We start from the raw sequence: 13506 nt of genomic DNA, 5'->3' as shown, positions 1-13506 counted from the left end.
CTCTCTCCTGTTTTAAAGTTCTACTGATACAATATCCGAAACGCCCTTTTCCTGCATTGCAATGCCGTAGAGCGTATCGCAAATGGCCATAGAGGGCTTCCTGTGCGTAATGACAATAAACTGCAATTCCTTAGAAAGCGTCGTAAGATACTCCGAAAAACGGATTACGTTTGCATCATCAAGCGGCGCGTCTATCTCATCGAGAAGACAAATTGGCGATGGATTGATGCTTAGCATTGCAAACAGAAGCGCGATTGCCGTAAGCGCCTTCTCTCCACCGGACAAAAGGCCGATATTCTGGAGTTTTTTCCCGGGCGGCTCAGCAATAATTTCCACTCCGCATTCCATGATATCTCCTTCTCCAAGTTCGAGCTGTGCATATCCGCCGCCAAAAAGGTCATGGAATGTACGTTGGAAATTCTCGTTAATCAGTGCGAATTTTTCGCGAAAACTTTCTTTCATCCCTGACAGGAGCCCATTAATTACAACCTGGAGGTCGTTTCCGGCCGCGATCAGGTCTTCGCGCTGAAGAACAAGATTATCGTACCGCTCACGCACGCGCGTATAATCCTCGATAGCGTTCGGATTTACTGCGCCCATTTCACGGATTCGTTCCCGGATACCATCAATTTCACGGGTCCCCGCCTGATAAGCAAAATCTTCTTTGCGGAATGGGAGGGCATTTGCATAGGTAAGACCGTAATCTTCCCAAAGCTTATTCTGGTAATTTTCACGTGATAATTCGAGTTTTTCTTTATTTGCAATAAATTTATACTTTTGCTCGATCAACAGGTCTTTCTGTGCATTAAGCTCTTCTGCTTGTCTCGCAGCTTCCTCCGCCTGCGCATTCCATTCATCGCGCCGTGCAAGTTTCACACGCGTCTCTTCGCCTGCCTGCCGCACCCGCTCGAGGATTTCATCAAGCTGGCCGCGAAGTTCCGCTTTGGAATGGGTCAATTCCTTCATTTCGGCAGAAAGCGCGTCGTTATCTTGCTGCAGCCGGGCCAGATTATCCTTTGCCTGCGCAATTGATCCGCGCAGGTGTTCCGCCTCGCGCAAGAGGATATTTTTCTCATTTGCAAGCTCCGATTGATGCAGTTCCTGCGCGGAAAGCATATCTTTAATTTCCGACGTCTGTGCGGCCACTCCGGCGGCGCGTTCTTCCGCTTCTTTCTGACGTTTTTTTAGTGCATCAAACTCGGCTTGCGCACATTCGGTATTTTCGCGCAATGCCTTTGTCGCGGTTTCCATCTGTTCCAATTCAATTGACGCTTCCGATAAACGGTCTGCTAAATCAGCGGCAATTTGTTCATTATTAATGAATACGTCGTAGGCGGCCTGGAATTTCTGTTTCGCCTCTGCGGCTTTAATTTCCTGACCGCGTAATTTTTGCAGTGTTTCCTGCTGCAAAAGCTGTGCATCTTCACTCCGTTTCCGGCTTTCCATAAGAGAGGTATTCCACTGGGCAAGCAAGTTCCTGTTTGAATCCACGCTTTCTTCAAGTTCCTGTGCCATACGTTTACGGGAAAGAAATCCGGTGCTGTTTTTCTTCAGGCTGCCGCCCGTAATGACTCCGCCGGGTTTTATGAAATCCCCCTCCATCGTTACCGCCCGGAACGCATAGTCTGTTTTACGCATAAGAGAAATTGCGCTATCCATATCGCGGACAATTACCGTACGGGCAAGCAAAAAGTCCACTGCAGGCCGCACCTCATCCGAACACTCGATCGCTTCACTGGCAACACATTCCACTCCATCCAGATCAAGGAAAGATTTCTCATCTTTTTGCAAGGTACGGACTTTGAGGGATTTCGTCGGCAAGAACGTAACGCGTCCCAGATTGTTTTTACGCAGGAAGGAAATAATATCCTTTGCGTCCGTATCATTTTCCACGACCACATTTTGCAGAGCATTGCCAAGAATGATTTCAACCGGCGTTTCATATTTTTTGGGAACATCGATCAGTTCTGCCAGTACGCCTTTGATTTTCCAGCCAATTTCCGGCGCTTTTTTTGCCGCTTTAAACAGCGAACGAACGCTGTCAAAGTAGCCTTCATATTCGTCGCGCATATCATTTAAAAGTTTCAGCCGCGATTCGTCTTCGCTTAAACGGCGCGCCGTATCAGCTACTTTCTTTTCTGCCTGCGTACGCTCATCCTGGAGTGTTTTAATTAACTGGGCCGCTTCATTCATAGCGGAGCGGAGGACGGCGCTTTGACGTTCACATTCTGTATTTTCATGTTTGAGGGATTCAACCGTTTGCTGTAATTGCACAACATATGCTTTATGCTGCTCAATTTCCTCTTGAGCCTGTTGCTTTTTCTGCCCCAGGATTTCCGCTTTAACTTGCTTTTCATTGAGTTCAATCAGCATCGTTTGGAGTGCCGTACGGGCATTTTCCACTTCTGCGCGTACAGCGTCAATTCCTTCTTGCGCATCGCCCGACTTTCCGGTCACTTCCTCAATCCGCGAACGCAAAGCGAGAATTTCCGTATATTTTTCATCGATCGCGGAATTTTTTTCGCTAATTTGCGCGTTTATATCCCGAAGTTTTTGTTCGCCTTCTTTGATCTGCACTTCATACGTGTCGCGTTTTTCATAGTTGTCACGCATGGCACGCTGATTTGTATTCTCCTTTTCTTCCAGCAAATTGAGGGAACCCTTCAGGCGTTCCTGCTTACTCATTTGCTCTCCGAGCTGCGCATTTTGCGCTTCAATCTCATCCTGAAGCCGGGCCAGCTCTTTTTTGGTCTCCTGCATACGTGCGTTTTCCTGTACAATCCGCTCTGTCAAGCCGCGGAACTCCTGCTCGTTTTCCCGGATCTGTTCTTCGGTTTTTGAAATACGCTCACCGGTTCGATCGTATTGATACAAATAAAGGTTAATTTCAAGTTCTTTTAAACGGTCACGCAACGTAAGATAGTCGCGTGCTTCATTCATCTGTTTTTCCAGCGGCTCGATCTGGGCGGAGAGCTCCGAGATGATGTCGTCAATCCGGGTGATGTTATCGTTTGTTTTGCGCAGGTTACGCTCCGCTTCTTCCTTACGGACGCGGTATTTCATAATCCCAGCCGCTTCTTCAAACACCTTTCTACGGTCGGTTGCCTTGCTCGTCAGGATTTCATCGATCTTTCCCTGTCCGATGATGGAATACCCTTCCTTTCCAATTCCGGTATCACGGAAAAGGTCGAGGATATCTTTTAGGCGGCAGTTGGTATTGTTGATGGAATATTCGCTTTCCCCGGACCGGTACATCTTTCGCCGCACTGCGATTTCCGTGTATTCGGATTTGATGCGCATATCCGAGTTGTCAAAAATAAGCGCAACTTCGCAATAGCCTTTTTTGCTGCGCGTTTGCGTCCCATTAAAAATCACGTCCTGCATGCTCGTGCCGCGCAGGTTCTTGGAACTTTGCTCTCCAAGCACCCAGCGCATGGCGTCGGCAATGTTACTTTTCCCGCTGCCGTTCGGTCCGACTACTCCCGTGATTCCCTTATTGATAATGATTTCTTTCTTATTGCAGAAAGACTTGAACCCATTGAGTTCGATTCGTTTCAGGAACACTTATTTTTGCCCGCTTTCCTCAATGATTTTGGTCATCGTGTATACATTTGAGAATTTCTTCTTAAAATATGGATTGAGCAGCTTCAAAATCAAAAACGCAGCCACCGCAAAGATGATTCCCAGAATCGCGGCAAGCGCATCTTTGACCGGAAAGACATCCTGAGGGATGATATATCCGAGCCACACGCCCAAAAATAACATCAGCAATGGAAAAAGATACGCAATTGCCGAGGACTGAAGCGCGTTTTTTGTAGTGAATTGCACCTCGACCCGGTCGCCTTCCCGCGCGTGCAAAAGGTTTTTCATAGTGACAGTGATATCGTTTTGCCCACTGAGCATGCCGCATGCGCCGCATTTCGAACACGCGGAAGTACGTTCAAATAAAACGTATGCCGTATCCCCGGATGTTTTCGTTACAAGGCCCGATTCATTCATTCTTCCACACCTGCCAGATATCTTACTGCCGCGCCTGCCATAAGAAGCCCGCACACAGAAGGTACAAACGAAATACTGGCCGGCACATTCTTTCCATCCTCACTTAATCCCGTTTTACGGGGAGGCTCATCCGAGCAGACCACTCGAAGCTTTTTGACCCCCGCGCCCCGCAGACGCTTCCGCAATATTTTCGCAATAGGATCGCACGTTGTGCGGAATAAATCCATTACGGAAAAGCGCTCAGGATATAACTTATTACCCGCGCCCATAGAGGAAATCATTTCAATCCCCCGTCCCGCGCAATTTAAGATCAGGTTTTCCTTTGCCCGCAGACTATCGATCGCATCAATGACAAAGTCAAACTGATGGGCAAAAATTTCATCGCTGCTTGCTTCGTCATAAAAACGGTCGATGGCAATGACGTTAACTGCGGGGTTGATATCGCGGACACGCGCAGCCATTACCTCTACCTTTTTGCTGCCTACAGTAGAAGAAAGCGCAACCAACTGGCGGTTGCAATTGGACGGCTTCACTATGTCGTTGTCGATCAGGCAAAGCGTACCGATCCCCGCCCGTGCAAGCGCTTCCGCGGCAAATGAACCAACCCCGCCGACTCCGAACACAGCGACAGCGGAAGCGCGCAAACGTGCAGTTCCCTCTTCCCCGAGCAGCGCGACTGTCCTGGAATCGTCAAACATCAATCTTCATCCACTTTAATATGCAGCTCACGCAACTGCTTTCTATCCACTGTATCGGGCGCTTTTGACATCAGGTCGGATGCATTCTGCACCTTGGGGAATGCGATCACATCACGAATCGATTCCACGCCTGCCATCAGCATTGCCAGGCGGTCAAGGCCATAGGCAAGTCCGCCGTGCGGCGGCGTGCCATATTTTAAAGCCTCGAGCAGGAAACCAAAGCGCTCCCATGCGTCCTCCTTTGAGAAGCCAAGTGCTTCGAACATTTTTTCCTGTAATTCCGTACTGTGGATCCTGATACTGCCGCCGCCGATTTCGTTTCCGTTCAAAACAATATCATATGCTTTTGCGCGTGCGTGTTCCGGATCGCTCGTCACCTTATCAATATCCTCATCCATAGGTGATGTAAACGGATGGTGTTTTGCGACATAGCGCTTCTCTTCTTCGCTGTACTCGAACAGGGGGAATTCAGTCACCCATAAAAGATCCCACGTATTGTCTTCAATCAGGTTAAGCTTTTCGGCCAATTTTAGGCGCAGCGCGCCGAGTGAATCGTAAACAACGGAATTTTTATCTCCTACGAAGAAAAGGATGTCGCCCACCTTGCCATCCAGGCGTTCCATGATCCCGTCGATCTCTTCCTGCGTCATAAACTTCGTGATCGGCGAATTGAGGCCGTCCTCACGAATGGAAATCCAAGCCATACCTTTTGCACCGTAAATCTTAACAAATTCCACCAGCGCATCGATTTCGCGCCGCGCAAGGATATTTGCACATCCCTTCGCATTGATCGCGCGTACGCTGCCGCCATTTTTTACGACGGAACTGAATACCTTGAATTCGCTTCCGGCGACGATATCGCTCACATCTTTCAGCTCGAGGCCAAAGCGTGTATCCGGCTTATCGCTTCCAAAGCGGTCCATCGCCTCCTGATAGGATAAACGTTTTAAAGGAAGCTCTATATTTATATCCAACACATCCTTGAAGACCCTTTGCAGCAGGCCTTCATGCACGGCCATGACGTCGTCTGCGTCTACAAAAGACATTTCCGTATCTATTTGCGTAAATTCCGGTTGGCGGTCAGCCCGCAAATCCTCATCGCGGAAACATTTGGTAATCTGGAAATACCGGTCATAGCCCGAGATCATCAGAATCTGTTTGAAAAGCTGCGGAGACTGCGGAAGCGCATAAAAACATCCCGGATGGATGCGGGACGGAACCAGATAATCTCTCGCGCCCTCCGGTGTGCTCTTTTGCAGCATTGGCGTCTCGATATCAAGGAAACCATTTTCAGTCAGGTAAGCCCGCGCAGAATTTGCAATCTTATTGCGCAGTATCAGATTTTTTTGCATCTCAGGCCGGCGCAGGTCGAGATAGCGATATTTCAGGCGCAGCTCTTCACGCACTTTGCTGCCATCTTCAATTTCAAACGGCGGCGTTTCCGCTTTACTCAAAATCTTCAATTCGCGCACTTTAACTTCAATAAGGCCGGTAGGCAGCTTAGGGTTGACCGTATCTTCCGAGCGCTTTACAATTTTTCCCTTTACCGCCAGCACAAATTCGCTCCGAATGCTGCTAACCTGATCAAAGTCTCCTTCAAACATCGATTCGTCGAATACCACTTGCATAATCCCCGAACGGTCCCGTAAGTCCACAAATACAAGCCCCCCCAGGTCACGGCGCGTATCCGCCCAACCCATCAGCGTTACTTCCCGGTCAATGTCGTCTGTGGTAAACTCCGCACACAGCGCAGTGCGCTTCCAATCGCCTAAAAATTCTCCCATGATTTTCTCTCCCAAATAGTAAATTCTTTATATCAGCTTTTTGATTTCATTCTGGCGCACAGTGCGTTCCTCGCCCGTTTCCATTGTTTTTAAGACAACTGTATCTTCTGCAAGCTCAGTTTCGCCAATGACCCCAACAAATTTGGCGCCGATTTTATCCGCATATTTAAACTGCGCCTTAATACTGCGCGCACAGTGGTCCATATCTGCTTTCACTCCTTCGCGGCGCAGGTCGCGCACCAATTGCGCTGCCTTAAAGCGCGCCTGTTCCCCATGCGTACATAAAAAGATGTCTGTAAGTACAGGCCGGCTAATCTCTATTCCTTCATTTTCCATCACAAGCAAAAGGCGCTCGATGCCCATACCGAAGCCAATGCCCGGCAAGTCCGGTCCGCCAACCTGCTTCACCAGCTTATCATACCTCCCGCCGCCGCACACCGTTCCCTGCGCGCCAATGCTGTCGGAAATAATTTCAAATACGGTTTTGGTATAATAATCCAGGCCGCGTACAATGAACGGATTAACTGCATATTCAATTCCCAGGACATCCAAATATTTTTTCAATGCTTCAAGATGAGCCGAACATTCTTCGCACAGGTGGTCAATCATAAGCGGCGCGTTTTTTACCACCGCCTGACATCCTTCCTCTTTGCAATCCAGTGCACGCAAAGGATTTCGGTCCATACGTTCGTTGCAGGATTCACACAATTCGTCCGCATGCTTGTGCAAGTATCCTTTGAGCAACTCGTTATATTGCGGACGGCATTTTTCGCAGCCAATGCTGTTAATATTAAGGTGTAGCTGTTTTAGTCCGAGTTCCCCTAAAAGCGTAAGTGCAATATTGATTACTTCCGCATCGACGCTCGCGTCTGGCGCGCCAAATACTTCCACGCCAAACTGGTGATGCTCCCTCAGCCTTCCAGACTGTGGTTTTTCATAGCGGAACACAGGAGCGCTCAGGTAATACATCTTTGTCGGCTGTGCATTGGAGGGCAAGCCGCCTTCCAGGAATGCCCTCACCACGCCTGCGGTTCCTTCGGGACGAAGCGTAATGGAACGGTTGCCCTTGTCATTGAAGGTGTACATTTCCTTTTGAACAATATCTGTCGTATCTCCCACGCCGCGCAGGAAAAGTTCCGTATGTTCAAAAATGGGTGTACGAATTTCCCGATATCCGGCGAGTGCAGTAATTTTTCGCACAAGATTCTCTACATATTGCCATTTATAGCTCTCCTGGGGAAGAACGTCTTTTGTTCCTTTTGGGGCTCTCACTGCCACGTTACAGTTACCTCCTGTATCCTGAAAACAATATAAAACATAAAAAAACAACGTCCTGAAACAGAAAGGGACGAAGTTTAAAATCCGCGGTACCACCCATATTGAGAAACAAGTTTCTCCGCTCTTTGCCGATAACGCCGGCGTGCGTCCGCAACTAATCACAAAACGATTGCTTTCGCAACGGAAGCTCCATGGTGTTCTTCACCGCATCTTAAACGCACAGCCGCTTTCAGCCGCGGCGGCCGCTCTCTTGGCGTAAGGCATACGGTTACTCTCCATCTCATCGCCTTTTCCAATTGGTCTTATTATACCGGGAAAACGAAGGCATGTCAATAAAGCGCGAATTTCTTTGGCGTTCAAATAAAGGACAGTATCGGCCGCCGGACCGATCCCCTCCCCATAGGTTTATTGTTTTCCTTTTGCCCTCGTGACGATTTTTCCGAACAGCAAAATGCACCGGGTCTTTCCACATCTTTACGTATGTTCCAAGCTCCTGTATACTTCAAAATAGTTCTTTTTTACGCCCTATCATTTCTTCCGTACGGTCGATATAATTTTTCAAATCCTTTACATTCGGTGCACGTTTGATAAGGTTTTGATCCAGAAATAATTTTTTGGAAATCGCTCCCGCCCCGAACGCAAGATTGCTGACCGTTTCTTCCATGATATCGATATTATAAATGCATTCTTTTCCCGGAAGTGCAAATCCAACGTTTTCAAGATTACCGCTCATATATTTCTGGCGGTAGAGATAATACGGAAGATACCCCTTTGCAGAAAGAAATTCTTGGGCCAAATCTACCATTTCTGAGACTGTTTCGGCTCCTGGAAGGTCGTTTTGACGCTCTTCAGCAAACGCAGAAGATTGTTTGATTGCCAATGTATGAACCGTTACATTGTCTGGTTCAAACTTCATAATTTCGGCAAGCGTTTTTTCCACGTCCCGCAATCCTTCATGTGGAAGGCCGAGAATGATATCGGTATTGATGCTTTGGAATCCGTATGTATTTGCCAAGGAAAAAGCACGCTTAAAATCCTCCAGCGTATGTTTCCTGCCAATCAGCTCCAGTGTCCTGTCGTTTGCCGTCTGGGCATTGATGCTGATGCGCTCCACGCCGTGCTCCTTTAAAATACGCAGTTTTGTAGCTGTTACTGTATCCGGCCGTCCTGCCTCCACCGTAAATTCAAGCCGATCCGGAAACCATTTGTTCACTGCTTCGAGAACCGTAGCAAGATCATGGTCGCTCAGTGCAGTCGGTGTGCCACCCCCGATATATACGGAGCGAATACGGTATTTTTCCACGATATCTTTCATAGCTTCCATTTCATGCAGCAAACAAGGAAGATATTGATCTTTAATCGTTTCGTTAAATTTGAGATCGCGTGAAATAAAGGAACAATATTTACACCTGGAGACGCAAAACGGAATTCCAATATAGATATCAAGTTCCTGCCCGTCCATATGGCTGATAAAAGGAGCCTGCACAGCACAAATTTTTTCCGCAAGCCGCGTTTTAGGCCGCGAAACATCATAACGGTCCGTAAAGATGCGGCGCGCACGGGCTGTGCCATGTCTTGCCGCAAGCTCACGAAACAGCTTTGTAGGACGAATCCCTGTAAGCGATCCCCACGGCATGCTTTTTTGGTAAGCTTCCTGCATAACACGATATATAAGATGTTTCACGGCATGCTTTTTTAATTTTCTGGCAAGCAGGGTATTTGCGGTGATATCAACAGGGTCTCCGTTGTCGTCTGTAAATATGGGAAGCTCGCAGGATGCGGCCCTTTGCCTGCCATCTTCATAATACTCAACCTTATTATGCCAACCGGCCTCATCATGCCAAAAAAAATGCCGTATCAGCTTACCGGCATTTGTCTCATTTTTATCGTCGAGCTGTATAATTTGTTTTTCTTCCGGTAAAAACAGCCGGATTTCCTCACAGATATCATTAAAAAACGAAGGGGTTTCCGTATAAAGTGAAAACATAGTTTACCATCCCATATATGGATTCATTGCTTTTTCCTGCGCAAGCGTAGTAGAGCCGCCATGCCCCGGATAGACTTGATAATCGCCTTCCAGTTCTCTAAGCTGTTGCAGAGAAATTTTCATATCTTCTGTGCTGCTTCCTGGAAAATCTGTGCGGCCGATAGAGCCTTCAAACAAAGTATCCCCTGAAAACAATACGTCTCCGCCTAAAAAACAAACGCTGCCCGGTGAATGACCGGGCGTATGAAGTACGCGTAAAGCTAGATTGCCAGTATTTATCATATCCCCATCCTTCAAAAGGATATCTGCCGGCTCAATGCAAAATGGCAGGCCTATAAAAGCGGAAAGATTGGCTTGCGCAGAAGTCAACATTCCTGCATCTTTCTCATGCACCGCAACCTTCGCGCCATATCGTCTCTTTAGTTCATCGACCGCGCCAATATGGTCGGCATGGCCGTGCGTCAGAAGAATATATGAAACGGTAAGCCCATTATGGTCAATTTGTTCTTCTATTTTTGCGGTATCATCACCTGGATCAATGACAATTGCTTCCTTAGACCCTTCTTCATATATGATATATGCATTTTCAAGCAAGGCGCCTGTCACAACTAGTATAATTTGCATTTCAAAATTCCTTTTTGCTATCCAGCAAAATTGTCACAGGACCATCATTTACGAGGGAAACCTGCATTTCTGCCTGAAATTTTCCAATTTGTATTTTTTCATATTTTTTTCGAAATAAATAAACACATTTTTCGAACAGATCCCGCGCCGCATCCGGGGTAGCCGCCTTGATATAGCTTGGTCTCCTGCCCTTGCGTGCGTCCCCGTAAAGTGTAAACTGAGAAACAAGGAGTATTTCTCCCCCGATATCTTTTACAGAAAGGTTCATTACGTCGCCTGCATCTTCAAAAATCCGCAGATTGACACATTTTTCCGCAATATACTCCATATCCCTATCGGAATCTTCCGAAGAAATACCAATCAATACAACAAGGCCGGTACCGATTTGACTGATGGCCTCTCCGTCCACATAAACAGAAGCATTTTTTACCCGTTGTACTACAGCTCGCATAATTTTCAGGCCCTCAATAGTTCACACGGAATACATCCCGCACACCTTTCAAAGCTTTCAGCTTGTTCATTAGGTCGTGCAGGTCTTGTACAGATGTAATGTTAGAGCGCAGGGAAATCGTGGCCACGCCATTTTTAGCCGAGTGTGCATTGATCGCTGTGATATCCCTGCCCATATTGTACATTGCCTGGGCAATTTCCACCATCAGGCCCGGCCTGTCATCCGCCACGATTTGTATTTCGACATTGTAGGAGGTCGTTTGGTCTCCGGCCCATGCAACCTCGATCAAACGCTCCTTATCCACACTCTGAAGGTTCTTGCACTCCTTTGTATGCACGCATACGCCACGTCCTCGCGTAATATAACCCACGATATCGTCCCCGGGAACCGGATTGCAACACTTGGCAAAACGCACCGCAAGGCCGGTATTGCCCTCTACGGTAATATCTTCTTCCGCACCCTTTCCCGTGCGCTTCACAATCTTCAGTTCTTCTGAACCGGAGTCGATTTTGTTGGCCATTTTATATTGCTCAATCAGCTTGGAAAGAATCTGATTGGCAGAAAGCGCACCATAGCCAACGGCAGCAAACATATCGTCCTGTGAATTGAGTGTAAAACGTTTATAAAGAACGCTCAGCCAATCTGGTTTCAGGAGCTGTTCGGATAAATGATACCCTTGCCGCTTCGCCTCTTTCTCGAGCATTTCGCGGCCTTTGACAATATTCTCTTCCTTAAGTTGCTTCTTGAACCATTGCTTAATTTTACTCCGGGCCTGTGCTGTTTTCACAAATTTCAGCCAATCACGGCTCGGAGTCGCAGAATTCGAAGTAATAATTTCAACGATATCCCCGGTAATAAGCTTGTAGTCGAGCGGAACAATCTTTCCGTTCACCTTTGCTCCTACGCATTTGTTACCGATTGCGCTGTGTACGCTGTAAGCAAAATCAAGCGGTGTCGCACCGGCAACAAAATCCTTCACATCCCCCTTGGGTGTAAATACAAAAACATTATCCGCAAACAAGTCAACCTTAAGCGTTTCCATAAATTCCTTGGAATCTTTAAGATCGTTTTGCCATTCCATCAATTCGCGCAGCCATGCGAGTTTGGAATCCATGCCCGATTCCTTGCCGCCTTCTTTGTATTTCCAATGGGCGGCGATTCCATACTCGGCAGTCCGATGCATATCGTATGTGCGTATTTGCACTTCGAACGGTTTCCCGTCTTCCCCTAGAAGTGTCGTGTGCAGGGACTGGTACATATTCTGCTTCGGAACGGCAATATAATCCTTGAAACGCAAGGGAATCGGTTTCCACATCGTATGGACAATCCCCAAAACGCCATAGCAATCCTTAATGCTCGACACAATGATACGGATCGCAATGAGGTCGTAAACTTCTTCAAATACTTTATGCTTTTCGCGCATCTTTTTATAAATGCTATAGATGTGCTTGGGGCGGCCTTCAATCTCCGCCTTTATTTTCATTTCCGCAAGTTTATCTTCCAGTTTTACAATAACGGAATTAATTTGTTTTTCGCGCTCTTCGCGGGTTGATGCAATTTTATTGGCGATCTCGAAATATTCATCTGGATGCAGAAATTTCAGCGACAAGTCTTCGAGTTCCCACTGGATAGCGCTGATACCAAGGCGATGTGCAAGCGGCGCATAAATTTCCAGCGTCTCCGTCGCCTTCTCAATCTGCTTATTTTCGGATTGATATTTCAAGGTGCGCATATTGTGCAGGCGGTCAGCCAGTTTGATAATGACCACCCTGATATCGGAAGCCATTGCCAAAAACATTTTTCGCAGGCTTTCCCACTGCTGCTCTTCCCGTGTTTTGAAATCGTAATTATTGAGCTTGGTGACTCCATCGACAAGCTTGGCAATTTCCGGAGAAAATTCCCGCCCGATATCTTCTGTAGTAAGCTGTGTATCTTCCACGGCATCGTGCAGAATCGTGGCGACGACTGTCGTAGTGTCAAGGCCGAGATCCGCAACGATGTCGGCAACCGCAAGCGGATGGGTAAAAAAAGGTTCACCAGAATGACGGAGCTGGCCTGCATGGGCTTCTTCCGCTATTGTAAACGCTTTTTCCAGCATTGGATCATCTTCAAGCTTATGCCGCCTGATAAAATCGTTATAGTATTCCGACACCCAAACTATCTCCCAACCATCAATACTGTACTAATGAAAAAACATCGTAGCCACCGAGCGCAGCCCTTCCGCCGAGGTCTGTCAGCTCGATCACGAAATTCAGGGAAACGACCTCTGCTCCTGCAAGTTCAACAAGTTCACATGCGGCTTTTGCCGTCCCGCCGGTTGCCAGCAAATCATCAAAAACAGCGACACGCATCCCTTTTTTTATAGCATCTTTATGCATTTCCAATTGGTCTGTCCCATATTCCAGCTGATATTCCACATGATAGACGTCTGCGGGTAATTTTCCCTTTTTCCGCACTGGAACAATTCCCTTTTTCAAAAGATAGGCAACCGGGGAACCAAATAAAAATCCACGTGCATCCAGAACCACAATCATATCCACGTCCTGCTCCCGAACACGACTTGCCAGCGTATCCGTTACGTATCCAAACGCATCAGGATCTTTGATTAAGGTTGTGATATCCCGAAAGATCACTCCTTTTTCCGGGAAATCCTCTATATTTCTGATTTTTGCCTTTAAATCCATT

General features: G+C 47.3%; 10 protein-coding genes and 1 other annotated feature. All 10 genes read right to left on the bottom strand.

All coding sequences use genetic code 11. The annotated features are described in order from the left end of the window. Window positions 1–12: 12 nt before the first annotated feature. On the bottom strand, window positions 13–3564 hold the full coding sequence (gene smc, locus H8S18_RS01995; RefSeq protein WP_186856630.1) for a chromosome segregation protein SMC: 3552 nt from the start codon (window positions 3562–3564) through the stop codon (window positions 13–15). Next, window positions 3565–3999, bottom strand: coding sequence for a SoxR reducing system RseC family protein (locus H8S18_RS01990; RefSeq protein WP_186856629.1), 435 nt, complete (start codon window positions 3997–3999; stop codon window positions 3565–3567). Further along, window positions 3996–4697 carry a tRNA threonylcarbamoyladenosine dehydratase gene (locus H8S18_RS01985; RefSeq protein WP_186856628.1) on the bottom strand — a complete coding sequence of 234 codons (702 nt, stop codon included), beginning with the start codon at window positions 4695–4697 and terminating at the stop codon, window positions 3996–3998. The genes H8S18_RS01990 and H8S18_RS01985 overlap by 4 nt, the downstream gene beginning before the upstream one ends. Beyond that, entirely contained in the window at window positions 4697–6481 is a 1785-nt protein-coding gene (gene aspS / locus H8S18_RS01980) for an aspartate--tRNA ligase (protein ID WP_186856627.1), read from the bottom strand. The genes H8S18_RS01985 and aspS overlap by 1 nt, the downstream gene beginning before the upstream one ends. A gap of 27 nt (window positions 6482–6508) precedes the next feature. After that, entirely contained in the window at window positions 6509–7759 is a 1251-nt protein-coding gene (gene hisS, locus H8S18_RS01975) for a histidine--tRNA ligase (RefSeq protein ID WP_186856626.1), read from the bottom strand. A 63-nt stretch (window positions 7760–7822) separates the two neighbouring features. Next, window positions 7823–8052, bottom strand: a binding site (T-box leader). 209 nt (window positions 8053–8261) lie between these two features. Beyond that, on the bottom strand, window positions 8262–9746 hold the full coding sequence (hemZ, locus tag H8S18_RS01970) for a coproporphyrinogen dehydrogenase HemZ (protein WP_186856625.1): 1485 nt from the start codon (window positions 9744–9746) through the stop codon (window positions 8262–8264). A gap of 3 nt (window positions 9747–9749) precedes the next feature. Next, on the bottom strand, window positions 9750–10370 hold the full coding sequence (locus H8S18_RS01965) for an MBL fold metallo-hydrolase (RefSeq protein WP_186856624.1): 621 nt from the start codon (window positions 10368–10370) through the stop codon (window positions 9750–9752). A gap of 1 nt (window position 10371) precedes the next feature. Beyond that, entirely contained in the window at window positions 10372–10821 is a 450-nt protein-coding gene (dtd, locus tag H8S18_RS01960) for a D-aminoacyl-tRNA deacylase (protein WP_186856623.1), read from the bottom strand. A gap of 13 nt (window positions 10822–10834) precedes the next feature. Beyond that, entirely contained in the window at window positions 10835–12919 is a 2085-nt protein-coding gene (locus tag H8S18_RS01955; RefSeq protein ID WP_186856941.1) for a RelA/SpoT family protein, read from the bottom strand. Window positions 12920–12992: 73 nt separating this feature from the next. Continuing rightward, window positions 12993–13505 carry an adenine phosphoribosyltransferase gene (locus H8S18_RS01950; RefSeq protein ID WP_186856622.1) on the bottom strand — a complete coding sequence of 171 codons (513 nt, stop codon included), beginning with the start codon at window positions 13503–13505 and terminating at the stop codon, window positions 12993–12995. Between the last annotated feature and the right edge of the window lies 1 nt (window position 13506).

Source organism: Christensenella tenuis (genome assembly GCF_014287795.1).
GTDB lineage: Bacteria > Bacillota > Clostridia > Christensenellales > Christensenellaceae > Christensenella > Christensenella tenuis.
Note: the sequence above shows the minus strand (reverse complement) of the source record. Positions and strands in the feature narration are given on the sequence as shown.